The organism is Amycolatopsis sp. NBRC 101858, from assembly GCF_030269325.1.
Taxonomy (GTDB): Bacteria; Actinomycetota; Actinomycetes; order Mycobacteriales; family Pseudonocardiaceae; genus Amycolatopsis; species Amycolatopsis ponsaeliensis.
The window spans coordinates 811660-835118 of record NZ_BSTD01000001.1; the positions used below are offsets into that span (position 1 = coordinate 811660).

Sequence of the window (23459 nt, forward strand, 5' to 3'; positions counted from 1 at the left end):
CGTGAAATCCGCCGTCCGAACGTAATGCCCATCGCGTTCGTCGAGAGGACGGCAGGATGTTCCGGAAGCTCCTTGGCGTGCTGGCCGCGGGAATCGTCGCGGGCTCGGTACTCGCCCCGGCCGCGCAGGCGGCGGACAACCCTTACGGTGACCCGAATCTGGTCTCGATGTTCGACGGCTCCGATTTGAGCCCTTGGACATCGTCCAAGACCGGGCTGTGGTCGGCGAAGAACGGCGTCATCCACGGGAATGGCACCGCACGCGGCTGGTTGTACTACAACAAAACGCAGGTCGGCACGTTTCGGTGGATATTCAATGTCCGGCAGGTCAAGGGCAACCACAAACCGACCGTGCTGATCTGGGGCACCACCGATCCGATCCGCGACGCGCTGAGCGCCATCCAGTTCCAGCCGCCGAACGGCGGCCACTGGGACTACCGGCCCGGCCACAACGACGGCGGCGGCAAACTGTTCACCCAGCTGCCGCACACCACGATCGACATCAAGAAGTGGGCCCAGTGCGAGCTGATCGGCGACGCGGCCACCGGCGTGGCCCGGATGGCCTGCTGCCCGCTCACCGGAACGGCCGTGACCTGCAAGGGCGTCGAAGTGCTGCGGTTCACGGACAAGACCGCCGGGCGCGTCGGACCACTCGCGCTGCAGGTCCACAACTCCGGGATCCAGGACGAGTACCGCGGTCTCTACGTCGAGTCACCGGTGGTGACGAAACCGGGCGAGTTCCTCACGCTCTGACCCGCGGTTTTCCCAAAAGGCGGGGTGGTCGGCGGATTGCTGGCCTTCGTTTAACACAACGTGCTAATTTATTCACCCCGTGTGATAGCGAAGGTCGTTTTTGTCTCACCGAGAGGTCATGATGACGCCTGCCGTCAGTGCCGTCGACGGTTCCGCCACCACCGCACCGCGCCGCACCCCCGGTGCCAGCAGTTCCCGGAAGGTCCTCCAGCTGCTCCTCGCCTTTTCCGAACGTCGCTGGGAGGCCAGCGTCGCCGAGCTCGCCGCGACGATCGGCACCCCGGTCGCGACGACCTACCGCTACGTCGCACTGCTCAAGGAGCTGCAGCTGCTCGAAGAGGGCCGGGCCGGGCACTACCACCTCACCAGCCAGGTGATGCCGCTCGCGCGCGCCGCGCAGCTGGCGAACGACCTCGTGCGGCTGGCCAAGCCGTCCATGGAAGAAGCGGCCCGCGAGCTCGGCGAGACGGTGATGCTCTTCCAGCAGTTCGGCGACGCCGCCGTGTGCGCGGACCGCGTCGAGTGCGACCGCGCCATGCGGTTCACGTTCGAGCCGGGGCATTCCGTGCCGCTCGGCGTCGGCGCGTCGGGGAAGATGCTGCTCGCGCTGCTGCCGGAGATCGAGCGCGACCGGCGGCTGGCACCGATCGTCGAGCAGCGCGGCACGATCGTGCGCGACGAGCTGAAGCACGCGCTGGAGAACCGGTTTTCGGTCAGTTCCGGGGAAATCGACGAAGGCGTCTGGGCGTGTTCGGTGCCGGTGCCCACCTACGGGCGGCGGCCGACCGTGCTGAGCCTGGCCGGCCCGGCCGCGCGGATCACCGACGAGGCCCGGCACACCGCGATCACGGCCTTGCAGGGGTACGCGAACCGCATCCAGCGCACGATTTCGTCTTATTCGCTGTGAAAATCCCGGCCGGACGCGTACGAATGCGTTCGTGATCCGGCTCGCGCGCCCCGACGACCTGCCCGCCCTCATCGGCATCGAACGCGAGGCGGGCAGCCTCTTCCGCGCCGTCGACATGGCCGCGATCGCCGACGACGACCCGGGCTCGGTGGCGGAACTGGCGGTCTACCAGTCCGCCGGCCGGGCCTGGGTGAGCGTGGACGACGCCGACCAGCCGGTGGCCTACCTCGTCGCCGAGGTCGTCGACGGGCACGCGCACGTCGAGCAGGTCTCGGTGCGGCCCTCGCACGCGCGGCGCGGGCTCGGCAGCGCGTTGATCGAGACCCTCGCCGAATGGGCGGCCGCGCGCGGGTTGCCGGCACTGACGCTCACGACGTTCGCGGCCGTGCCGTGGAACGCGCCGTACTACGAGCGGCTGCGGTTCCGGGTGCTGGCGGACTGGGAGATCGGCGACGGGCTGCGGGCGATCCGCCACGCGGAGGCGGCCCGCGGCCTCGACGCCTGGCCGCGCGTGGCGATGATCCGACCGCTCTGACCTGGGGTTCTCACCTGCGTGGGGGATCCACTGGCGTACCCGGTCGAACGTGTGTTCTACTGTGCTCGCCGGCCTCGGAGGGGGAAGCTCCTGGGCCGGCCCACAGACTTCGGAGGTTGTCATGGCGGTCAAGATCACCCACCTGACGAACGGCCAGCAGGTGCGGTTCGCCAACGCCGACGGCGCCCGCCGCTACGCCGAGATCATGGGCGGCGGCGTCGACAAGTGGCGCTTCACGGTCGTCCCCGAGGACCCGATGCTCCGGAAAATGTCGGACTCGGTCGTTAACGTGCCCGTATGGCGCATGACTTCCAGGTAGTGGTGGATACGGCCGACCCGCACGTGCTCGCCGACTGGTGGGCGGAGACGCTCGGCTGGCCGGTGGAACCGACGGACGAGGACTTCATCCGCGAGATGATCGCGAAGGGGTACGCGAAGGAGGAGGAAACCCGGACGTACCACGGATCACTGGTGTGGCGGACCGGGGCGGCGATCCGCCACCCGGACTCCCCACCCGAGGGTCCACCCCGGCGGATCCTCTTCCAGGAGGTTCCGGAACCGAAGACGGTGAAGAACCGGCTCCACATCGACGTGTGGGTGGGCGCGGACAACGTCGAGGCAACGCTGGAGAAGCTGACGTCACGCGGGGCGAAGTTCCTGCACCGCGGACGGCAGGGGCCGCACAGCTGGGTGACGATGGCGGACCCGGAGGGCAACGAGTTCTGCATTTCGTGAGCGGCGCCCGGACGTCGTGAACGACTCTTTCCTGCTGTCGGAGGACAGGAAAGAGTCGTTCACCGCGTCAGCTCTGCGCCGCCAGGCGGTCCAGGGCCTTCGGGAGTGCCGAGGCCAGCAGGTCCAGCTCCGGCTCGCCCGCGATCAGCGGCGGCGACACCGCGACCCCGCGTCCGAGGTTCCGCACGATCACGCCCTCGTCCCGGCACGCGCGCTGCAGCTTCACCGGCGCTCCCGGGTCGGCGTCCATGACCTCCGGTGTCAGCTCGACCGCCGCGAGGAAGCCCAGGACTGCCCGGACCTCCGCGACCAGCGCGTGGTCGGCGACCCCGGACACCGCGTCGGCCAGGGGCTTCTCCAGCTCGCGACCGCGGGGGATCAGGCCGTCGCGCTCGTAGATGTCCAGCGTCGCCAGGCCCGCCGCGCACGCGACCGGGTGCCCCGCGTACGTCGCGCCGTGGCGGAAGATCGGGGCGCCCGGCGTGCCCGTGAAGAACGGCTCCGCCACCCGCGGGGCGACCACGAGCGCGCCCAGCGGGATCGTGCCGCCGGTGATGCCCTTCGCGGTCGTGATCATGTCCGGTTGCACCGCCCAGCGGTCGATGCCGAACCACGTGCCGAGCCGGCCCCACGCCGCGATCACGCAGTCCGCGACGAACAGCACGTCGTGACGTCGGCAGATCGCCGCCACCTCCTCGAGGTAGCCGTCCGGCGGGAGCAGCACACCGCCCGCGCCGATCACCGGCTCGCAGAAGAAGGCCGCGACGCGGGAAGCGCCCACCCGCTCGATCTCGGCTTCCAAGGCAGCAGCGCTGTCGAACGGCACGTGCGAGAACTCCGGCGGCTGCGGCCCGACGCCGGCCGCGTTGGCCGGGATGCCGCCGACGGCGGTGCCGAAGCCGTGCGTGCCGTGGTAGCCCTGCGCACGGCCGATGACGTGCACCTTCTCCGGACGTCCGGTGTGCGCGAAGTACGCTCGCGCGAGCTTCACGGCGGTGTCGATGACGTCCCCGCCACCGGAGCCGAAGAAGACCTTCGACCCGGGCGTCGGCGCCAGCGCGGCGACGCGGTCGGCCAGCTCGATCGCGGGCTCGTTCGCGTTGTAGCCGAACAGGTTGTACGAATCGAGCGTCCGAAGCTGCTTCGTGACGGCCTCGGTGATCTCGGGCCGCCCGTGCCCGAAGTTCGCGTACCAGAGCGACGCGGTGGCATCGAAGTACCGGCGGCCGGCGTCGTCCCAGACGTAGGAGCCCTCACCCCGGGTGATGACCATCCGATCGCCGTCGACCGCGCCCATGTCGGCGAACGGGTGCCAAAGGGCGTGCTGTGCTGACATCGGTCCTCCTCAGTCCGTCCCCCATCCCTACCAGGGCGAAGCGACGAGCGCGAACACTCCATCGTGCACACTTCACGGCGCGGGACTGGCCCGAACGGCACCGCAACCGGTAACGGCGACGCCGCCCCGCCGCTCTCGTGAGGGTGCGCATCCCACGCCGGTGGCAAACCGACGACCACCACCTCGGCCCGCTCGCCCGGCGGAATCGGGAAGTGCTTCACAAGGCGACCACCGAGCCGCCGGGTCTTCACCGCGCGCTCCGGCAGGCGCAGACCGGCCCGACGGTCCTCGCCTTCCCCGCGCCGGCACCGTCGCGTGGTGGTTCCCGCTCTCCGGGCGCACCCGGTCCGATCCTGAGCTGGTGCCGGGCCTCGCCGCGTGGGCGATCGGCGTCCTGCGCCATTCAGTCCAAGAACTCCGCAATCTCCTCCGCCGAATACCCCAGCTCCGCCAGCACCTCCGCGGTGTGCTGCCCCAAGGTCGGCGGCGCCGACGTCGGACGCGCCGGGGTGTCCGATGCCTTCACCGGGAACCCCGTCCCCACATACGTTCCCACCGTCGGGTGCGGCAACCGGACCACCTGGTCACGGGCCTCGGTCCACGGGTCCGCGTACACGTCGTCGAGTTCGTTGATCGGGGCCGCCGGAATGCCCGCCGCGTCGAAGGACTTCAGCCAGTCCGCCGCCGTTCGCGTCCTCAGCACCGGCTCCAGCAGCGCGTTCAGCTCGTCCCGGTGGGCGGCCCGGAGAGCGTTCGACGAGAACCGCGCGTCCGAAGCGATGCCCAGCTCGAGCACCCCGCAGAACGCGTGCCACAGCTTTTCGCTGCCCACCGCGATGATCAGCCAGCCGTCCGACACGGGGTACGCCTGGTACGGGACGATGCTCGGGTGCGCCGAGCCCATCCGGCGCGGGCGCGGCGCGTCGTGGAACACCGCACCCGCGGCGTAGACGTGCCACGCCAGCTGACTGTCCAAAAGGGACACGTCGAGGTACTGGCCGCGGCCGGTCGTGTGCCGGGCCTGCAACGCCATCAGCACCGCGATGATCGCCCACGTCCCCGCGTTCAGGTCCGCCACCGGCAGCCCGACCTTCGCCGGCGCACCGCCGGGCTCGCCGGTCAGCGACATCACGCCGCCGAGCGCCTGGGCCACCAGGTCGTAGCCCGCGCGGTCGCGGTACGGGCCCGTCTGCCCGAACCCGGTGATCGACACGTGGATCAGCCGCGGGTTCAGATCCGACAAAGCCGCATACCCGAGCCCCCACTTCTCCAGCGTCCCCGGGCGGAAGTTCTCGACCAGCACGTCGGCGTCGGCCACCAGACGTCGGAGGGCTTCGCGGCCGCGGTCGCTCTTGAGGTCGAGCACGATCCCGCGCTTGTTCCGGTTCGCCGCGAGGTAGTACACGGCTTCGCCGCTCTCGCCGACGAACGGCGGCCCCCAGCCGCGGGTGTCGTCGCCGTGGCCGGGCGGCTCGACCTTCACCACGTCCGCCCCCATCTCGCCGAGATACTGCGTGCAGTACGGCCCGGCGAGGATGCGGGACAGGTCGACGACCTTGATCCCGTCCAGCGGGCGGAGACCGGCGTGGTCAGCAGGCATCGAAGTCACGGCCCTTTCTCTCCCACGGCCCGGATTTCCGCAAGGTGTTCCTCCTAACGGCCGTAGACATCCGACCTATCGATGGTGTTTGTTGTTGAGTGAGTTTGTGCAGAGTTGCGCACTCCTGGAGGGATCATGCGTCTTCTTCTCGGGCTCGCGGCCGCCGTCGTGGCCGCCGCGATCGCGTCCCCCGCCCCGGCCCAAGCCGCCGAACCACCCCCGCCACCGCAGCTGGGCGCTCGCCCGCCGATGGGCTGGAACAGCTGGAACAAGTTCCACTGCGACATCAACGAAGAGCTCATCCGCGAGACGGCGGACGCGATGGTGAGCTCCGGCCTGAAGGCGGCCGGCTACCAGTACGTCAACATCGACGACTGCTGGGCCGAACAGAACCGCACCGCCGACGGCAAGCTCGAGGCCAACCACGCCCGCTTCCCCAGCGGCATCAAGGCACTCGCCGACTACGTCCACGACCGCGGGCTCAAGCTCGGCATCTACACCAGCGCCGGCACGCTGACCTGCCAGAAGACCATGCCCGGCGGTCTCGACCACGAGGACGTCGACGCGCGGACGTTCGCCGACTGGGGCGTCGACTACCTCAAGTACGACAACTGCAACAACCAGAGCCGCCCGGCGATCGAGCGCTACACGAAGATGGGCGAAGCGCTCAAGAAGACCGGCCGCCCGATCCTCTACGCGCTCTGCGAGTGGGGCGAGAACCAGCCGTGGCTGTGGGGTAAGGACGCCGGCGCGCAGGTGTGGCGCACGACCGGCGACATCAGCGACAGCTGGAGCAGCATGACCGGGATCCTCGACAAGCAGGTCCCGCTGGCCGGCTACTCCGGGCCGGGCGGCTGGAACGACCCGGACATGCTCGAAGTCGGCAACGGCAAGATGACGACCACCGAGTACCAGGCGCACTTCGCGTTGTGGGCCTTGATGAACGCGCCGCTGCTCGCCGGCAACGACCTGCGCTCGATGTCCGACACGACGAAGAAGATCCTGGAGAACAAGGACATCATCGCGCTCGACCAGGACTGGGCGGGCAAGCAGGGCTACCGCCTGCGCGACGACGGCGACACCGAGGTCTGGACCAAGCCGATGTCCGACGGCTCGGCCGCGGTCGTGCTCTTCAACCGCGGCTTGACCGCGGCGCCGATGTCCGCGATCACCGCCGAACTCGGCCTTGCGAAGGCCCGCGACTACCGCGTCCGCGACCTGTGGACCGGCGCCGAAACCGAGTCCACCGGCACGCTCCGGGCGTCGGTGCCGAGCCACGGCGCCGCCGTGTTCCGGGTCTGGCCCGCGAAGTTCCCCAACGCGGCCCCGCTGTCGACGCTCACCGTGCAGACGCCCGACTTCGCCGATGCCGCCAAGCCGTTCACCGCGACGCTCAAGCTCACCAACGACGGCAGCACCCCGCTCGTCGCCGCGCAGGTGAAGCTGACCGCCCCGGCCGGCTGGCAGCTCGACGGCCGCGCCGACGTGCTCGTCCCGGCGGTCGCGCCGGGCCGGTCGTGGCAACGGTCCTGGACCGTCAAGCCGATCACCCCGGGCGGCGACCGCGTGACCCTGACCGCGACAGCCGCATACTGGACGGCCTGGGGTAAACGCTCGTTAACCGCCGACGGCGGCGCACCGCTCGTGGTCCCACCGGCGAAGGGTGTGACACCCCTGTCGAAGGCGACGTGGCTTTCCGCGGAGAACGGCTACGGCCCGGTCGAACGCGGCACGAGCAACGGCGAGTCGAAAGCCGGTGACGGGCACAAGATCACCATCGGCGGCGTGACCTACGACGACGGCCTCGGCGTCCACGCGCCGTCGCGCGTCCGGTTCTACCTCGGCGGCGGCTGCACGGCGTTCGGCGCGTCCGTCGGCCACGACGACGAGAAGGCCAAGGGCAGCGTCGCGTTCCGGGTCCTCGGCGACGGCAAGGAGCTCGCCGCGACCGACGTCATGACGGCGGGCCTGCCCGCGCGGCAGCTCGCGGCGAACCTGGCCGGCGTTCAGGTGCTCGACCTCGTCGTCACCGATGGCGGCGACACCAACGACTCCGACCACGCCGACTGGGCGGACGCCACGATCACCTGCTGAGCACGGGAATTCACGCACCACGCGCCGTCTCCGGCCACTCGTCCGGGGGCGGCGTTTTCTCCCTTCTGCCGGTTTACCCTGGGCGTCTTGTCCGCGGCCCCGGGAGGTCCCATGCGCCGGTTCTGCGTCCTGCTGCTCACGTTGCTCGGTCTCGCGGGCGCGGTCATCGCCCCCGCGGCCGCCGACGAACCCGTCATCGCCGCGACCCCGCCGATGGGGATCTCGTGGTCGCGCGGCTGGAACCAGTGCCCGCGGATCGACGACGCGAAGGTCCGCGCCGCCGTCGACATGCTGGTTAACAGCGGTTTACGGGACGCGGGCTACACCTACGTGAACATCAGCAGCTGCTGGGCGGCGAAGACGCGCACCGCCGACGGGAAGCTGCAATCGGACATCGCGAAGTATCCGGACCTGCCCGGGCTCATCGCGTACGTGCACGCCAACGGGCTGAAGTTCGGGCTGCACAGCGGCACCGGCGCGCTGATCTGCGGCAGCTCGATGCCCGGCTCGCGCGACCGCGAAGACCTCGACGCGCAAACGTTTGCGAACTGGGGCGTCGACTACCTGGAATACGACACGTGCGGTGGCGAGAACGACGCCGCCGCGCGCGTGAAGAAGATGAGTGACGCGCTCAAGCAGACCGGCCGGCCGATCACGCTCGCGACGCTCGACATGCTCCCGCCCGGCTACCGCCAGTGGGAGTGGGCGCCCGCCGCGGGCGCCCACACGTGGCAGCTCAACGCCGCCCTCACCGAGCCGCTCGCGGCCGTGATGAACGAGGTCGACAAGCAGCCCGCGCTCGCCGGCCGCACCGGTACGGGCGGCTGGAGCGACCCCGGCCAGCTCAACTTCAGCTTCCTCGACCCGGCGCCCCGGCGCGCGCAGTTCTCGCTGTGGGCGCTGCTGAACGCGCCGCTCATGCCCAACGAGTCGTTCCCGCTCGACACCATCGGCAACCGGGACGTCATCGCGGTCGACCAGGACTGGTCCGGGACGCCGGGGCGCAAGGTCCGCGACCTGAGCGAAGGCGAGATCTGGGCGAAGCCGATGACCGACGGCTCGGTCGCCGTGCTGCTGCTCAACCGCGGCGGGTACGCGCGCACGATCCCCTTCGCCCTCGCCGAGTCCGGCATCGCGGCGGCGTCCGCCTACCGCGTCCGGAACCTCTGGACCGGCGCCGAGCTGACCAGCACCGGGACGCTGCGTGCGTCCGTGCCCGCGCTGTCCGGCGTCTTCCTGCGCGTGTGGCCCGGGCAGCCCGTCCCCGCGGAACCGCTGGTGACGCTGGGCGTGCAGCTGCCGGAGGGGTTCCTGGCCGGCCAGGCGGTCGACGGCACGGTGACGCTGACCAACGACGGCGACACCCCGATCACCGACGCGCAGTACACGATCACCGCGCCGGCCGGCTGGCAGCTGGACGGGTCCGCGCAGGTCACCGTCCCGCGCGTCTCGCCGGGCAGCACGGTGACGCGGGACATCACACTCCGGCCGACCGGAACCCCGGCGGCGAAGGTGCTGGTCGCGGCGAACGGCACTTACACGACCGAGGTGGGTCCGCGCACCGCCGCGGGTTCGGCCGAGGTACCGCTGGTGTCCGCGCCGGCGACCGGCACGACGTTCGTGTCGACGCGGCCGTGGCTGTACTCGGAGAACGGGCTCGGCGTGGTCGAACGCGGCAGCGTGAACAACGGGCGCGCGATGTCCGTCGGCGGCGTCGGGTACCAGCCGAACAGCGGCATCGGCGTGCACGCGCCGTCGGTGGTCCGGCTGTACCCCGGCGGGAAGTGCAAGACGTTCACCACGCAGTACGGCGTCGACGACGCGGCGAGCCCGCAGGCCACGGTGACCTTCCGGGTATTGGGCGACGGCCGGGAGCTGTTCGCGACGGGACTGTCCCGTCCCGGCGTCAAAGCGCAGAAGGTGACGGTCCCGGTCACCGGCGTCCAGCAGCTGGCGATCGCCGTGGACGACGGCGGGGACGGGGCGGCGGGCGAGTTCGCCGACTGGATCGCCCCGAACCTCACCTGCTGAGCACCAGCAGCAGGGCTTCGGCGTCGCGGAGGTAACGGTCCAACGCGGCCTCGGCGACGCCGAACCGGCCCGACCGCAGGTCGCGCAGGATCCGCTCGTGGCACTCCAGGAACGGCTCGTAGAACTCGCGCGTGTTCTCGTTGAGGACGAAGAACAACCGCGTCTCGGCGAGCACCTGGCGCATCGTCGCGGAGATGCGCTCGCTGCCGGCCAGGTCGGCCAGCGCCTGGTGGAAGTGGATGCTGGCGGTGCCGACCGCCGGCCAGTCCTCGGCCGCGGCCGCCGCGCGGCCGTCCCGAAGTGCCTGTTCGACCGGCGTCAGGTCTACAGCGGACCGTTCGGCCGCCCGCCGCAGGGCACCGCATTCGGTGGCGCGGCGGACGACGTAGAGGTCCTCGATGTCCTCGACGGTCAGTTCGCGCACGAACACGCCGCGGTTGAGCTCGTGCACCGCCAGCCGCTCGTGGGCGAGCAGCTGGAACGACTCGCGCAGCGTGTTGCGCGAGACGCCGAGCGCCGAGCTGATCACCGGCTCGGACAGTCGTTCACCGGGGGCGAAGACGCCGTCGGTGATGTACTGCCGCAGGATCGCGGCGACCCGTTCGGCCGTGCCGCTGCGCTCGAGCAGGTGCCGCTCGCTCTCCAGCCCCGAGGGATCGACGGACACGGCGCTACCTGACGCCGAGTTCGAAGTCGAGGCTGTAGCGGTTGCCCGGCATGGCGCCCGCGGCCTTCGCGCCGTCGATCGGCAGCACGACGCCGTTGATGAACCGCGACTCATCGCTGGCCAGGAACACGACGGCCTTCGCGACTTCCCACGCCTCGCCGACGCGCGCCGCGGGCGTGCTCGCGACGAGCTGGTGCTGCTTGGTTTCGAACTCCTCAGGCGAGTTGAGCGTGCTGCGCAGCATGTCGGTGTCGATCGCGCCCGGGTTCACCGTGTTCGCGCGGATACCCTGGTGCGCGTGGGCGACGGCGATCGACTTCGTCAGCCCGACCAGCGCGTGCTTGGTGGCGTTGTAGACCGGGTCGCCGGGGCGGCCCATCACGCCGCCGTTCGACGACGTCGTGATGATGCTGCCGGCCTTCCGCTCGATCATGTGCGGCAGCACCGCGCGGGTGCCGAGGAAGGCGGCCCGCACGTTGAGCGCGAAGATGTTGTCGAACTCGGCGAGCGTCGTGTCCGCGAGGGGCTTGCCGAGGTGGATGCCGACGTTGTTGACCAGCACGTCGATGCGGCCGGCTTCGGCGAGCACGCCGTCGACGAACGCTCCGACGGCGTCCTCGTCGGTGGCGTCCACTATGGAGTGCCGGTAGCCGTCGACCTGTTCCGCGGGCTCACGGATGTCGGAGGCGAACACCGTCGCCCCCTCGGCGAGGAACTCCTTCACCGTGGCGAGGCCGATGCCCCGCGCGCCACCGAAGACGACCGCCACCTTGCCGGCCAACCGACTCATGTCACTCCCCTGCCCTCAACCGAGCTGTCTGCTCGTCGTCCACCTCGTAGTCCTCGGGCAGCCGGACGAGCGCGTCCGGTTCCCCGAGGTAGCGCACTTCGACGCCGTACACCGCACGCGCCGCCGCCACCGAGACGTACCCCTCGACGACGTCGTCGAGCACCGCCTCCACCGGCCTCGCGAACGGCGGCCCGTAGCCACCTCCGCCGGGCAGCGTGACGTCCACAACGGACTCGCGCGCCAACGTCACCCGGCTCTTCGCGGGCAGGTCTTCACCTTCGTGGAGCCCGAACCGACCGGCCGCACCGGGCGTTCCGCCGTCCACACCGGACGCCGCGGCGCGCACGCGGTCGACGTTCCCGTTGACGCTCCAGGAATCCTGGTCGCGCGCGGTCATCGTCGTCACCTGGCCGAGGCCGCCGCGCCACCGCCCGGCACCGCCCGAGTCCACTCGCAACTCGCGTGAACGCTGGACGAGCGGCGCCATCGTCTCGATGACCTCGGTCGGCGTCGAGCGCAGGCCGCTGGGGAATCCGGTGGTGTTCAGCCCGTCCTTGTCCACCCGGGCGCCCATGCCCCCGGTCTGGAAGACGTTGAGCATGAACCCGGGACCACGCCAGATCGTCATCCACAGCGCGTCCGCGCTCGGCGCGATCGCGGCGCCGGGCAAGGCGCCGATCAGCAGCGACGGCAGGAAGTGCCCGATCAGGTGCCGGGACGCGACCGGCGCGGGCGGCAGGCAGTTCAGCACCGAGCCTTCCGGCGCGGTGACGTGCACCGGACGGAACGACCCGGCGTTGTGCGGGACCTCCGGCGAGATCGCCGCCTTGACCGCGAACGACGCGTACGCCCGCGTGTAGTTGAGCACGACGTTGATCCCGCGTCGGCTCTGCGGCGACGACCCCGCGAAGTCGAGGTGGATCTCGTCACCGTCCACAGTGGCCGTCACACGCAGGACGATCTCTTCGTCGTCGAAGCCGTCCGTGCCGATCTCGTTGGTGTAGATGCCATCCGGCAGCTCGCGAAGCGCGTCGCGCAGGGCCTTCTCGGAGCGGTTCATGATCTCGGCGGCGACGTCGTCGAGGCTGTCGAGCCCGAACTCGTCCAGCAGCTTCAGCAGGCTCGCCGCGCCCACCTCGTTGCCGGTGACCTGCGCGTACAGGTCGCCGATGGTCTCCTCCGGCGTCCGGACGTTGGCCCGGATCAGCCGTTCCAGATCGGCGTTGACCTCGCCCGCGCGCAGGAACTTGAGGATCGGCAGCCGAAGGCCCTCCTCGAAGACCTCGTGGGCTTCGGCGGAGACGAGCCGGCCCCCGATGTCCGGCGCGTGACAACAGGACGCGAACCACGCGACGAGCCGGCCGCGCCGGAACACCGGCGTCGCGACGGTGATGTCGTTGATCTGCCCGGCCGTCTGCCACGGGTCGTTGGTGAGCAGCACGTCGCCGGGTTCGAGCGTCTCCGGCGGGTAGGCGGCGACGAAGTGGTGCATGCCGGTGGCCATCGCGTTGATGTGCCCGGGCGTGCCGCCGACGGACTGGCCGAGCATCTCGCCGCGCGAGTCGAACACCGCGCAGGCCAGGTCGAGCGATTCGCGGACCACGGCCGAGAAAGCCGTGTTGACCAGTGCGTTCTGCTGCTCGGCGAGGATGGAGTGCAGCCGGTTGCCGAACAGCCCGACCAGGATGGGGTCGACGGTCACACCGTCACCTCCAGTGCCGCGTCACCTCGGACGACGCAGTGGGCACCGGGTGGGACGACCACTGTGGACTCGCGTTCCTCCACGATGGCCGGTCCGTCGACGCGGGTGCCCGGCTGGAGCAGATACCGATCGAAGACGGCCGTGTCGACAAATCCCCCGGCTGCGGGGAAGTAGGCTTTCCGCGTGCCCTTGCGCGCGTCACCACCGGTGACCTGCGCGTGCAGCCGCAGCGTGCCGTCCGGCGCGGGACCGCTGGAGACGACCCGCCAGTTCAGCACCTCGACCCCGACCTCGGGACCCGTGCGCCGGTACAGCGCGCGGTAGGTGGCGGTGAACTCGTCGATCAGCGCGTCCGGCCAGCTGCCGCCGCGGACCGGGACACGGATCTCGTAGCCCTGCCCGGCGTAGCGCATCTCGGCGACCCGCCGATGGGTCACGTCGTCCACTCCGGACTTGGCGAGCAGCGCCGTGCCCTCGGCTTCCATCTCGGAGAACAGCGCGTCGACCTGCTCCCACGCCAGATCGTGCACGGCCGCGCGGGCCGACCGGACGAAGTCGAACGCCAGCGGCGCGGTGAGGAACCCGGCCGCGCTGAGCACGCCGGCGGCGGGCGGCGCGACGACCGAGGGCGCCCCGAGCGCGCGGGCGACCCCGACGCCGTGCACCGGGCCCGCGCCGCCGAAGGTGTACATCGGCAGCTTCGCCGGATCCTGGCCGCGCTCGACGGCGTGCACCCGGGCGGCGTTCGCCATGTCCTCGTTAACGCTCGTGAACACGCCCCACGCGGCCTCTTCGACGCTCACGCCGAGCGGCCCGGCGATACGGCCGATCGCCTCGCGCGCCGCCGCGGCGTCGAGTTTCATGCCGCCGCCGAGGAAGTACACCGGGTCGAGGTAGCCGAGGACCAGGTCGGCGTCGGTCACCGTCGGCTCGGTGCCGCCGCGGCCGTAGCAGGCCGGGCCCGGTTCGGACCCGGCCGAGTCGGGCCCGACGGTCAGCAGGCCGAGCGCGTCGATCCGGGCGATCGACCCACCGCCGACGCCGATCTCGATCATGTCGATGACCGGCACCTGCACCGGCAGCCCGGATCCGGGCAGGAGCCGGTACTTGCGGTCCACTTCGAACTGGTGGGTGACGAGCGGCGCGCCGCCGGCGATCAGGCACAGCTTCGCCGTCGTGCCACCCATGTCGAAGGCCAGCAGGTCCGCGGGGCCGATCGACGCAGCGGCCAGCGCTCCTCCGGCCGGACCGGACTCGAGGATCCGGATGGGGTTGCGGGCCGCGGTGTCCACGGTGGCAAGTCCGCCGTTGGACAGCATGATGTGCGGCGCGCCGGTGATCCCGAGCCGCCGCAGCCGGTGTTCGAGGTCGCGCAGGTAGCGCTCGGTCAGGTCCTGGACGTAGACGTTCGCGACCGTCGTCGACGTCCGTTCGAACTCGCGGATCTCGGGGACGACGTCCGAAGACAGCGCGACCCGCAGTCCGGGCGCCGCCTCGGCCAGGATCTCGGCCACGCGCCGCTCGTGCGCGGGGTTGGTGAACGCGTGCAGGAAGCAGATCGCGACCGCCTCGATGCCGCGTGACGCCAGCTCCCTCCCGAGCCGCGCGACATACCCCTCATCGAGTCCGATGTGGACGGAACCGTCGGCCAGGATCCGTTCCGGGACGTCGAAGCGCAGGTGCCGCGGGACCAGCGGCGCGGGCAGCTCGATGTGCAGGTCGTACAGCTCGTACCGGTGCTCGCGGCGCATCTCCAGGACGTCCCGGAAGCCCGCGGTGGCGAGCAGCGCCGTGCGCGATCCCTTGCGCTCGATCAGTGCGTTCGTCACCAGCGTCGTCCCGTGCACGACCTGCTCGACGTCCGCCGCCGCGATGCCCGCGTCCGCGAGGAGCGCATCGAGGCCCACCTCGACCGCGCGCGCCGGCTCGTCGTGGGTGGTGAGGACCTTGCCGACCGCGACGATCCCGGTCTCGTCCACCGCGCAGAGGTCGGTGAACGTGCCACCGATGTCGACGCCGATCCTCATGTGCGGTACCACCGCGGCGACGTGTTCAGCGGTGGCTTCAGCTTGGCCTTCACGACCAAGACGTTCGGCTCGTCCGACTCGACGAACTCGCCGAGCAGCCGCCGGAACGCACGCCCGAACCCGGACACGCGGTCGGCGTGCACACCGAAGGACCGTGCGAGGCCGACGAAGTCCGGGCTGTCCCAGTCGACTCCGCGACGCGGGAGGCCTTCGCGTTCCTGGTCATAGCGCAGCATCCCGTAGCCACCGTCGTCGACCAGGACGACCGTGACCGGCAGCTGTTCCTGCGCGAGCGTGGCGAGATCACCGCAGGCGTAGAGGAAACCGCCGTCGCCGGTGATGCAGATGGCGCGCCCGACGCCCGCCGCGGCGGCGCCGAGCGACGCCGGGAAGCCGTAGCCGAGGGTGCCCCAGCCCATCGGGTAGGCGAGCTTGCGCGGCGCCCGCACCCGGTGGAAGCCGCCGACCCAGTAGCCGGCGACGCACATGTCGGACACGATCACCGCGTCCGACGGCAGCACCTCGTCCAAAGTGGACAGCAAGTCGTAGGCCTGCGGCTCTTCGTCGCGGATGCGCTGGCGCACCCGGCGGCCGATGCCGGCCAGCCGCAGCGTGATGTCGTCCAGCCCCGGCCGTTCCTTGGGCAGCAGCCGCTCGACGATCGCGCGCGCGTCGCCGACCAGCGTCAGGTCCGGCGGGTAGTTCTTGGCGGCATCGTCGGCGTCGACGTTGATCGCGACGAGCTTGCGCGGCTGGGGCATCCGCCAGTTCTGCGTCATCAGGCCGTCGAAGTCGGTGCCGATGGCGAGCACGACGTCGGCCTCGTCCCACAGCTCGCCGACCTCCGGCGTGTGCACCGGGTTCGGGGCGAGGCACGGGTGGTCGAGCGGGAGCAGGCCGCGGGCGCCGAACGTGGTGATGACCGGCGCGGCGATCTTCTCGGCGAGCGCACCGATGGCGTTGCCCGCCCCGGACCGCAGCGCGCCGCCGCCGGCCCAGATCAGCGGGTGCTCCGCGTCGGACAGCAGTGCTTCGGCACGCGCGAGGTCCGGCACGTCGCCGTCGGGCTTGCGGTGCGGCGCGGGCGGGCGCCGGTGCGGCACGGTCTCGCGCAGGTAGTCGGTGGGCACGCCGAGGTAGACCGGGCCGCTCTGCGGCTGCAGCGCGAGCCGCGCCGCGCGGTGCACGGTGGTGCCGATCTGGTCGGCGGCCCGCACGGTGAAGCCGCCCTTGGTGACCGGCGCGAACATCGCCTGCTGGTCGGACGTCTCGTGCAGCACGCCGCGGACGACGCCGGGGCGCCGCAGCGTCGAGGGGATGTCGGTGGCGATGACCAGCACCGGAGCCGCGGACGCCATGGCTTCGCCGACCGCGGCGAGGGTGTTGGCCGCCCCCGGGCCGGTGGTGACGAGGGCGACGCCGAGCTTGCCGGTCGCGCGCGCGTAGCCGTCGGCCGCGTAGCCCGCGGTCTGTTCGTGGCGGACCCCGACGAGCTTGATGCGGGTCTCGGCGAGCGCCTCCCACAACGGCAGGTTGTGCACCCCCGGGAGGCCGAAAACGATCTCCGTCCCCAGCCCTTCGAGCGCGTCCACCAACTCCCGAGCACCACTCACAGCCACGGCGCGGATACTGCCAGATCGTTGAACGATCTGGCAATCAGCCCCTAGACGATGTTGTGCTCGGCCGGTGCGGTATCGGCGCTCGCGAACCGCCGGACGTCGAGCCCGGTGATGTCCACGGCCGGCTCTCGTCCGAGGTAGAGGTCCCGGATCAGCTCGCCGGTCGCCGGTCCCATCTGGAACCCGTGCCCGGAGAAGCCGGTCGCGTAGAAGAACCGCGACAGCAGGACGCTTTCCCCCACGATCTGGTTGCGGTCGGGCGTCACTTCGTACAACCCGGCCCAGGCGGTGCGGATCCCGGCGTCGAGCACGGCCGGGATGCGACGGCCCGCCAGCTCGGCCAGCCGCGGCAGCCAGTCGCCCGCTTCGTACTGCGTGCCGAAGCCCGGGAAGCCGTCGTCCTCGCAGAACGACATGGCCAGGCCCGGGCCCTCGCGGTGGAAGTAGAACGCCGAGGGCATCTCGATGGTCAGCGGCACCGCGTCCGGCAGCCCGGGCACCGGCCCGGTGAACACGACCTGGCGCCGGAACGGGCGGACCGGGAGGTCGAGGCCGGCCAGCTCGCCGATCCGTCCCGACCACGCACCCGCCGCACACACGACCGCGCCGGTCCGGACGAACCCCGCCGTCGTGTTAACGCCGGTTAACGTATCGCCGTCGCGCTCGATCCCGGTGACTTCGACCCCGGTCCGCAGCTTCGCGCCGCACGCGCGGGCCGCCTTCGCGTAGCCCTGGACAACGGCGTCCGGCGTCGCCTTCGCATCGTCCGGAGACCAGAGTGCGGCGATGATCCCGGCCGTCTCGAGCAGCGGGAGGACACCCCGGACTTCAGCCGGGTCCAGCAGGTGACTGCGGACGCCGTACTCGCGCTGCAGCTCCGAGCAATGTCCGATTGCACGCACGTCCGCGGGGTCGGTGAGCAGGTAGAGGTAGCCGTCGCGGCGGAAGTCGATCTCGACTCCGAAGTCGCGCGAGAAAGCGCTGTACGCGGCGAGCCCGCGCAGTCCCAGCTCGACGTTCACGCGGTTGGTGAACGACGACCGGATGCCGCCCGCGGCCTTCGCCGTCGAGCCCTCGCCGAGCCCGTCGCGCTCCAGCAGCAGGACGTCGACGCCGGCTTCCGCCAAGCGGAACGCGCAGCTCACCCCGATCACACCGCCGCCGATCACGACACACTCGGCCATCGGTGGCTGCGTAATCGAAAGCAAGGACGTTTCCCCAGCGCCGCGGACGGTCATACTCGCCAATGTAGAACGTGATCCACCGTCGGCCGCCGAGCGCGTAGAGTCGGCGTGCCGAGTGCGGAAGGTGATGTCCCATGGCGATGATGCCCGTGACCGACTCGATGTTCCTCCTGGTCGAAACACGCGAGCATCCGATGCACGTGGGCGGTCTCCAGCTGTTCAAGAAGCCCGACGGCGCCGGGCCGGACTACCTGCGCGACGCCCGCCGTTCGCTGCTCGAATCGGACAACATGCGCTCGGTCTTCCGGCGCCGCCCCGCGCGTCCCGTGAACACGATGGGACACGTGGCCTGGCGCGCCGAAACCGACCTCGAGCTCGACTACCACTTCCGCCACTCGGCGCTGCCGCAGCCGGGCCGCATCCGCGAGCTGCTGGAGCTGACGTCCCGCTGGCACAGCACCCTGCTCGACCGGCACCGGCCGCTCTGGGAAACGCACCTCATCGAAGGGCTGGCCGACGGCCGGTTCGCCGTCTACACCAAGGTCCACCACGCGCTGATGGACGGCGTGTCGGCGCTGCGCCAGCTGCAGGGAACGCTGTCGGACGATCCTGCGGACCTCGACTGCCCGCCCTGGTGGGGCAGCCGGCGCAAACCCGGCGAAAAGCCCGCCAAGCGCCCCCGCTCGTTCCTGGAGACCGCGGGCAAGACCGCCAACCAGCTCGCGGGGCTGGCGCCGGCCGCGATCAAGGTGGCGCGCGAAGCGTTCGGCGAACACACGGTGACCCTGCCGGGCCAGGCGCCGCGGACGATGTTCAACGTGCCGATCGGCGGCGCGCGGCGGTTCGCGGCGCAGTCGTGGTCGCTCGACCGCGTCCGGAAGGTGGCCAGCGCGGCGGGGGTGTCGCGCAACGACGTCGTGCTCGCGATGTGCTCGGGCGCGCTGCGGGACTACCTCATCGAGCAGCGCGCGCTCCCGGACGCACCGCTGGTCGCGATGGTGCCTGTGTCGCTGCGCCGCCAGAACGACCCGGGCGAGGCGGCGGGCAACAACATCGGCGCGCTGCTGTGCAACCTCGCCACCGACCTGCCGGACGCGGGCAAGCGGCTCGTCACGATCCACCAGTCGATGCGCAACGGCAAGCGGCTGTTCTCGGAGCTGACGCCGTTGCAGACGCTGTTGTTATCGGCCGTTAACGTCGCGCAGCTCGGCGTCTCGCCGATCCCGGGCATCGTCAACAACACGCGGCCGCCGTTCAACCTGGTGATCTCCAACGTGCCCGGCCCACGCAAGCAGATGTACTGGAACGGCGCGCAACTCGACGGCATCTACCCCGCGTCGGTGCTGCTCGACGGCCAGGCCGTGAACATCACCCTGACCAGCAACGGCGACAACCTCGACTTCGGCGTCACGGGCTGCCGCCGCAGCGTGCCGCACCTGCAGCGGATCCTGACCCACTTGGACACCGCGCTGGTGGAGCTGGAAGCGGCGGTCAAGTAGCCCCGCTGATCGGCACCCCGCTGCGCCATCGGAAGGAAACTTTCCGAACTGCTCTGGCCACCGCGCTCGTCTCGCTCCTACGGTGGCGACGACCAGTCCCGGGAGAGGAGCAGGAAATGACCGAATCCCTTGAGGTGTGGACGACCCCCGACTTCGTCGAGTACGAAACTCCCATGGAGGTGACCGCCTACGCGGCCCGCATGGCGGACTGACCGATGCCCGTCGAGCCGCTCGCGGAAAGCGCATTCATCGGGGCCCTGCGCGGTCTTTCGGACCGCTACTGGGGCACGCACCCGTTCCACCGCCGGCTGCACGCGGGCGAGCTCGACGAGCACGGGCTGCGGATCTGGGCGGCCAACCGCTGGTACTACCAGTGTCAGCTGCCGCAGAAGGACGCGGCGATCATCAGCAACTGCCCGCTGCCGGAGATCCGGCGCCAGTGGCTCGACCGGATCGTCTACCACGACGGCGGTGGGCTCGAGCGGTGGCTGCGCCTGTGCGAGGCGGTCGGCCTGGAGCGCGACGAAGTTCTCGACGAACGGCACGTCGCTCCCGGCGTCCGGTTCGCCGTCGACGCCTACGTGACTTTCGCGCGGACGAAGCCGTGGTGGGAGGCCGTCGCTTCCGGGCTCACCGAGATGTTCGCCGGGCACCTGATGCAGCAGCGCGTCGCCGACATGCTCGCGCACTACCCGTGGATCGCGCGGGCGGACCTCGACTACTTCACCAACCGCATCGACAAGGTCTCCGGCGAGGGCAAGGACACGCTCGACATCGTGGTCCGCCACTGCGTCACGCGCGAGCAGCAGGACCGCGCGATCGCCGCGCTGTCGTTCAAGTGCGACGTCCTGTGGTCGATGCTCGACGCGATCGAGCGCGCATGATCGCCGCCGGCTCCGTTCCCGAGCTGCGCCGCGGCGTGCGGCTGTCGTTCGACCACGTCCGGGAGACGCACGTCCTGCTGTTCCCCGAAGGCGTGCTCGTCCCCAACGCCACCGCGGCCGCGGTGCTCGAACTCTGCGACGGCGCGCGAACCGTCACCGCCATCACCGCGGTGCTGGGCAAGCGCTTCAGCGGTGTCCGGGAGCAGGACGTCCTCGACGTGCTGGCCCGGCTGGGCGAACGGCGGGTCGTCGCATGGACGTGACCCCGCCGCTCGGGCTGCTGGCCGAGCTGACCCACCGCTGCCCGCTGCACTGTCCTTATTGCTCGAACCCGGTTTCGCTGATCTCCCGCGAGGCCGAACTGTCCACGGAGGACTGGATCTCCGTGTTCTCGCAAGCGCGTGAGCTGGGTGTGCTGCAGGTGCACATGTCCGGCGGCGAACCGCTGGCCCGGCCCGACCTGCCGGCGTTGGTCGCGCACGCGAGTTCGCTCGGGTGCTACGTCAACCTCGTCACGTCCGGGCTCGGCTTGACGTCCGCGCGGCTCGACGAACTGGTGTCGCACGGACTCGCGCATGTCCAGCTGTCGGCGCAGGGCGCGACGCGGGAACGTTCGGACCTGCTGGCCGGCGCGCGGGCGTTCGACCACAAGCTCGCCGCGGCGGAGCTGGTGAAGGCGTCCGGGCTGCCGTTGTCGCTGAACGTGGTGCTGCACCGGCGCAACCACGACCAGCTGGCCGGGATCATCGAGCTGGCCGAGCGGATGGGCGCGGACCGCTTGGAGCTGGCGAACACGCAGTACTACGGCTGGGCGCTGCGCAACCGTGAGGCGTTGATGCCGACTCCGGCGCAACTCGCGGCGGCCGAGCCGGTGGTGCGCGCGGCCGTCTCGCGACTGCGCGGCACGATGGAGATCGTCTACGTCGTCGCCGACTACTACGAGCCGTATCCGAAGCCGTGCATGTACGGCTGGGGCGCGCGACAGCTGACGGTGGCGCCGGACGGCACCGTGCTGCCGTGCCCGGCGGCGTCGGCGATTTCGACGCTCTCGCTGTCCAACGTCCGCGACACCCCGCTCGCCGAGATCTGGTACGACTCCTCGTCGTTCAACGCCTATCGCGGAGAGGACTGGATGAGCGAGCCGTGCCGCACGTGCGACCGTCGCGGCGTCGACTTCGGCGGCTGCCGCTGCCAGGCGTTCCTGCTCACCGGCGATGCCGCGGCGACCGACCCCGTGTGTTCGCGATCGCCGCAGCACGAGGTCGTGGATCTCGTCTTGGCCCGGCCTCCGGAGACGGACCTGGTGATGCGCCGGTGAAGGTGATCCTGCTCGGCACCGCGGCGGGCGGCGGGTGTCCGCAGTGGAACTGCGCGTGCCGCCTGTGCACGGCCGGGCTGCCCCCGCGCACCCAGGACTGCGTCGCGATCAGCGCGGACGGCGCCGGCTGGTACCTGCTGAACTGTTCCCCGGACATCCGGGCCCAGATCCTCGCCACTCCGCCGTTGCGCGCGGGGCCGGGCCCGCGCGAGATCCCCTTGCGCGGAGTGCTGCTGACCGACGCCGAACTCGACCACACGCTGGGCCTGCTGATGCTGCGCGAGACTCGCGGGCTCCCGGTGTTCGCGCCGGACGCCGTGCTGGACGCGCTCTCGCCGTTGCGCGCGATCGTCGACGGCTACGGCGGCTGGACGTCCCTCGTGGACCTGCCCGGACTGCGGGTCGATGTGCTGCCGGTGAGCGACAAGAAACCGAAGTACGCCCCGCCCGGTGGGGAGGGCCCGTGGGTCGTCGCCTACCGCGTCACGGATCTGCGGACCGGCGGCGTGCTGGTGTACGCGCCGTGCCTGAAGAGCTGGCCCGACGAGTTCGATTCCTTTGTCGAGGGTGCTTCGCTGGTGCTGCTGGACGGAACGTTCCACGCACCGGACGAGATGGCCGGCGTCGGCGGGCCGGACCAGCTCGCGATGGGGCACCTGCCGATCACCGCGAGCCTGGCCCGGATCGCCGGGCGGCCAGGGCTCTGGGCGTTCACGCACCTCAACAACACGAACCCGGTGCTGGCCCCGGCGTCGCCCGAGCACGCGGCCGTGCTGTCCGCCGGCGCGCTGCTCCCGGCGGACGGCACCGAGTTTTCGCTCTAGGCGATCCCCTCCGGAGCAGCGCCGGCCACCTGGACGGCGTCGGCGGTGATGCGGTCGATTTCGGCCAAGTCATCCGACGTCAGCTCGACGTCCGCGGCGGCAACGCTCGCCTCGATGTGCTTCGGCTGCCGCGCGCCGACGATGGCGGCGTGCACCCCGGGCCGCGCGAGCGTCCAGGCGATGGCGAGTTGCCCGACCTGGAGACCGCGCCGGGCGGCGAACGCCTGGAGCTCGTCGACAATCTTGAGGTTGCGGCGCAGGTTGTCACCCTGGAAGGCGCTCGACTTCGAGCGCCAGTCGGTGGGTTCGAACGTCGTGTCCGGGGTGAGCGCGCCGGTGAGCAGGCCGCTGCCGAGCGGGCTGTAGACGAAGACGCCGAGGTCGCGCGCGCGAGCGTAGGGCAGCGGGTCGGTCTCGATGCCGCGGCGGAACAGGTGGTAGGGCGGCTGCAGTGTCTCCGCCACGCCGAGGTCCGCCAGCTGTCCGGCGTTGTAGTTCGAGACGCCGACGTGCCGGACCTTGCCGGCGTCGACGAACTCCCGCAGCAGCCCGGCGACGTCCGCGGCCGGAGTGTCCGGGTCGGGCCAGTGCACCTGGTAGAGGTCGATGTGGTCGCGGCGCAGGTTGCGCAGGCTCTGGTCGAGGCCCTGGGTCAGCCACGCGCGGCGGGAGTCGCGCGGCCGTTCGGCGCGCGGGTTGATGCCGCCCTTGGTCGCGACGACGATGTCCGATTGCGTGCGCAGTGCGCGGCCGAGCAGCACTTCGGAGCGGCCGCGACCGTACGCCTGCGCGGTGTCGAAGAAGTTCACGCCGAGGTCGCGGGCGCGGTGGATGGCCGCGATCGCGGTGTCCTCGTCGAAGGTGCCCCAGTCGCCGCCGAGCTGCCAGGTGCCGAAGGCGATCTTCGACACTTCCAGGCCGCTGCGGCCTAAGATCGTCATACGCATGCGTCCAG

General features: G+C 70.9%; 22 protein-coding genes. 13 read left to right on the forward strand and 9 right to left on the reverse strand.

The annotated features are described in order from the left end of the window. Window positions 1–56: 56 nt before the first annotated feature. From QSK39_RS03885 to QSK39_RS03905, 5 genes are all read left to right on the forward strand, one after another. Complete coding sequence (locus tag QSK39_RS03885; protein ID WP_285476281.1) at window positions 57–752, forward strand: 3-keto-alpha-glucoside-1,2-lyase-like domain-containing protein; 696 nt, start codon at window positions 57–59, stop codon at window positions 750–752. Between the two features lie 121 nt (window positions 753–873). Continuing rightward, a complete protein-coding gene (locus QSK39_RS03890; protein ID WP_353051051.1) occupies window positions 874–1659 on the forward strand; it encodes an IclR family transcriptional regulator in 786 nt (261 codons plus the stop codon). 31 nt (window positions 1660–1690) lie between these two features. Then, the gene (locus QSK39_RS03895; RefSeq protein ID WP_285476283.1) at window positions 1691–2194 is read left to right on the forward strand and encodes a GNAT family N-acetyltransferase; all 504 of its coding nucleotides are present in this window, start codon (window positions 1691–1693) and stop codon (window positions 2192–2194) included. 121 nt (window positions 2195–2315) lie between these two features. Beyond that, window positions 2316–2513 (forward strand): hypothetical protein, encoded by a 198-nt coding sequence (locus tag QSK39_RS03900; RefSeq protein WP_004561810.1) that lies wholly within the window; start codon window positions 2316–2318, stop codon window positions 2511–2513. Beyond that, on the forward strand, window positions 2492–2929 hold the full coding sequence (locus QSK39_RS03905; RefSeq protein ID WP_285476285.1) for a VOC family protein: 438 nt from the start codon (window positions 2492–2494) through the stop codon (window positions 2927–2929). The genes QSK39_RS03900 and QSK39_RS03905 overlap by 22 nt, the downstream gene beginning before the upstream one ends. A 67-nt stretch (window positions 2930–2996) precedes the next feature. Here the strand turns inward: QSK39_RS03905 and QSK39_RS03910 are convergent, their stop codons facing one another. Together QSK39_RS03910 and QSK39_RS03915 are read right to left on the reverse strand one after the other, a co-directional pair. Next, window positions 2997–4265 (reverse strand): aminotransferase family protein, encoded by a 1269-nt coding sequence (locus QSK39_RS03910; RefSeq protein WP_285476286.1) that lies wholly within the window; start codon window positions 4263–4265, stop codon window positions 2997–2999. Window positions 4266–4668: 403 nt separating this feature from the next. Beyond that, entirely contained in the window at window positions 4669–5865 is a 1197-nt protein-coding gene (locus tag QSK39_RS03915; protein WP_285476287.1) for a CaiB/BaiF CoA transferase family protein, read from the reverse strand. Between the two features lie 135 nt (window positions 5866–6000). On the opposite strand from QSK39_RS03915, the gene QSK39_RS03920 reads away from it, so the two are divergent. Continuing rightward, window positions 6001–7959: an NPCBM/NEW2 domain-containing protein gene (locus QSK39_RS03920; protein WP_285476288.1), complete on the forward strand. Its 1959-nt coding sequence runs from the start codon at window positions 6001–6003 to the stop codon at window positions 7957–7959. 111 nt (window positions 7960–8070) lie between these two features. Next, complete coding sequence (locus QSK39_RS03925) at window positions 8071–9990, forward strand: NPCBM/NEW2 domain-containing protein (protein ID WP_285476289.1); 1920 nt, start codon at window positions 8071–8073, stop codon at window positions 9988–9990. Here QSK39_RS03925 and QSK39_RS03930 read toward each other — a convergent pair. Genes QSK39_RS03930 through QSK39_RS03955 form a run of 6 tightly spaced genes read right to left on the reverse strand, consistent with a single transcriptional unit; the run spans window position 9980 to window position 17979 of the window. Next, window positions 9980–10657, reverse strand: coding sequence for a GntR family transcriptional regulator (locus QSK39_RS03930; protein ID WP_285476290.1), 678 nt, complete (start codon window positions 10655–10657; stop codon window positions 9980–9982). The genes QSK39_RS03925 and QSK39_RS03930 overlap by 11 nt on opposite strands. Before the next feature lie 4 nt (window positions 10658–10661). Further along, on the reverse strand, window positions 10662–11447 hold the full coding sequence (locus tag QSK39_RS03935) for an SDR family NAD(P)-dependent oxidoreductase (protein WP_285476291.1): 786 nt from the start codon (window positions 11445–11447) through the stop codon (window positions 10662–10664). Between the two features lies 1 nt (window position 11448). Beyond that, a complete protein-coding gene (locus QSK39_RS03940; RefSeq protein WP_285476292.1) occupies window positions 11449–13149 on the reverse strand; it encodes a hydantoinase B/oxoprolinase family protein in 1701 nt (566 codons plus the stop codon). Further along, a complete protein-coding gene (locus tag QSK39_RS03945) occupies window positions 13146–15176 on the reverse strand; it encodes a hydantoinase/oxoprolinase family protein (protein ID WP_285476293.1) in 2031 nt (676 codons plus the stop codon). Before QSK39_RS03945 ends, QSK39_RS03940 begins: the two co-directional genes overlap by 4 nt. Beyond that, window positions 15173–16795, reverse strand: a complete 1623-nt coding sequence (locus QSK39_RS03950; protein ID WP_285476294.1) for a thiamine pyrophosphate-binding protein — start codon at window positions 16793–16795, stop codon at window positions 15173–15175. Before QSK39_RS03950 ends, QSK39_RS03945 begins: the two co-directional genes overlap by 4 nt. A gap of 44 nt (window positions 16796–16839) precedes the next feature. Continuing rightward, a complete protein-coding gene (locus QSK39_RS03955) occupies window positions 16840–17979 on the reverse strand; it encodes an NAD(P)/FAD-dependent oxidoreductase (RefSeq protein WP_285476295.1) in 1140 nt (379 codons plus the stop codon). Window positions 17980–18113: 134 nt separating this feature from the next. On the opposite strand from QSK39_RS03955, the gene QSK39_RS03960 reads away from it, so the two are divergent. From QSK39_RS03960 to pqqB, 6 genes are all read left to right on the forward strand, one after another. Continuing rightward, window positions 18114–19478 (forward strand): WS/DGAT/MGAT family O-acyltransferase, encoded by a 1365-nt coding sequence (locus QSK39_RS03960; protein ID WP_285476296.1) that lies wholly within the window; start codon window positions 18114–18116, stop codon window positions 19476–19478. 116 nt (window positions 19479–19594) lie between these two features. Further along, the gene (pqqA, locus tag QSK39_RS03965) at window positions 19595–19690 is read left to right on the forward strand and encodes a pyrroloquinoline quinone precursor peptide PqqA (RefSeq protein ID WP_284744275.1); all 96 of its coding nucleotides are present in this window, start codon (window positions 19595–19597) and stop codon (window positions 19688–19690) included. 3 nt (window positions 19691–19693) lie between these two features. Further along, complete coding sequence (pqqC, locus tag QSK39_RS03970; RefSeq protein WP_285476297.1) at window positions 19694–20362, forward strand: pyrroloquinoline-quinone synthase PqqC; 669 nt, start codon at window positions 19694–19696, stop codon at window positions 20360–20362. Then, window positions 20359–20625, forward strand: coding sequence for a pyrroloquinoline quinone biosynthesis peptide chaperone PqqD (gene pqqD / locus QSK39_RS03975; RefSeq protein ID WP_285476298.1), 267 nt, complete (start codon window positions 20359–20361; stop codon window positions 20623–20625). The genes pqqC and pqqD overlap by 4 nt, the downstream gene beginning before the upstream one ends. Next, complete coding sequence (pqqE, locus tag QSK39_RS03980; RefSeq protein WP_285476299.1) at window positions 20616–21680, forward strand: pyrroloquinoline quinone biosynthesis protein PqqE; 1065 nt, start codon at window positions 20616–20618, stop codon at window positions 21678–21680. The genes pqqD and pqqE overlap by 10 nt, the downstream gene beginning before the upstream one ends. Beyond that, window positions 21677–22504, forward strand: coding sequence for a pyrroloquinoline quinone biosynthesis protein PqqB (gene pqqB / locus QSK39_RS03985; protein ID WP_285476300.1), 828 nt, complete (start codon window positions 21677–21679; stop codon window positions 22502–22504). Before pqqE ends, pqqB begins: the two co-directional genes overlap by 4 nt. Here the strand turns inward: pqqB and QSK39_RS03990 are convergent. Continuing rightward, window positions 22501–23445, reverse strand: coding sequence for an aldo/keto reductase (locus tag QSK39_RS03990; RefSeq protein WP_285477922.1), 945 nt, complete (start codon window positions 23443–23445; stop codon window positions 22501–22503). The two genes, pqqB and QSK39_RS03990, sit on opposite strands and share 4 nt — an antisense overlap. Window positions 23446–23459 lie beyond the last annotated feature (14 nt).

Bases quoted from the DNA above. Each gene is read 5' to 3' on its own strand.
- QSK39_RS03885 (WP_285476281.1), top strand. From the start codon at position 57: ATGTTCCGGAAGCTCCTTGGCGTGCTGGCCGCGGGAATCGTCGCGGGC.
- QSK39_RS03890 (WP_353051051.1), top strand. From the start codon at position 874: ATGACGCCTGCCGTCAGTGCCGTCGACGGTTCCGCCACCACCGCACCG.
- QSK39_RS03900 (WP_004561810.1), top strand. From the start codon at position 2,316: ATGGCGGTCAAGATCACCCACCTGACGAACGGCCAGCAGGTGCGGTTC.
- QSK39_RS03905 (WP_285476285.1), top strand. From the start codon at position 2,492: ATGGCGCATGACTTCCAGGTAGTGGTGGATACGGCCGACCCGCACGTG.
- QSK39_RS03910 (WP_285476286.1), bottom strand. From the start codon at position 4,265: ATGTCAGCACAGCACGCCCTTTGGCACCCGTTCGCCGACATGGGCGCG.
- QSK39_RS03915 (WP_285476287.1), bottom strand. From the start codon at position 5,865: ATGCCTGCTGACCACGCCGGTCTCCGCCCGCTGGACGGGATCAAGGTC.
- QSK39_RS03920 (WP_285476288.1), top strand. From the start codon at position 6,001: ATGCGTCTTCTTCTCGGGCTCGCGGCCGCCGTCGTGGCCGCCGCGATC.
- QSK39_RS03925 (WP_285476289.1), top strand. From the start codon at position 8,071: ATGCGCCGGTTCTGCGTCCTGCTGCTCACGTTGCTCGGTCTCGCGGGC.
- QSK39_RS03935 (WP_285476291.1), bottom strand. From the start codon at position 11,447: ATGAGTCGGTTGGCCGGCAAGGTGGCGGTCGTCTTCGGTGGCGCGCGG.
- QSK39_RS03945 (WP_285476293.1), bottom strand. From the start codon at position 15,176: ATGAGGATCGGCGTCGACATCGGTGGCACGTTCACCGACCTCTGCGCG.
- QSK39_RS03955 (WP_285476295.1), bottom strand. From the start codon at position 17,979: ATGGCCGAGTGTGTCGTGATCGGCGGCGGTGTGATCGGGGTGAGCTGC.
- QSK39_RS03960 (WP_285476296.1), top strand. From the start codon at position 18,114: ATGGCGATGATGCCCGTGACCGACTCGATGTTCCTCCTGGTCGAAACA.
- pqqA (WP_284744275.1), top strand. From the start codon at position 19,595: ATGACCGAATCCCTTGAGGTGTGGACGACCCCCGACTTCGTCGAGTAC.
- pqqC (WP_285476297.1), top strand. From the start codon at position 19,694: ATGCCCGTCGAGCCGCTCGCGGAAAGCGCATTCATCGGGGCCCTGCGC.
- pqqD (WP_285476298.1), top strand. From the start codon at position 20,359: ATGATCGCCGCCGGCTCCGTTCCCGAGCTGCGCCGCGGCGTGCGGCTG.
- pqqE (WP_285476299.1), top strand. From the start codon at position 20,616: ATGGACGTGACCCCGCCGCTCGGGCTGCTGGCCGAGCTGACCCACCGC.
- QSK39_RS03990 (WP_285477922.1), bottom strand. From the start codon at position 23,445: ATGACGATCTTAGGCCGCAGCGGCCTGGAAGTGTCGAAGATCGCCTTC.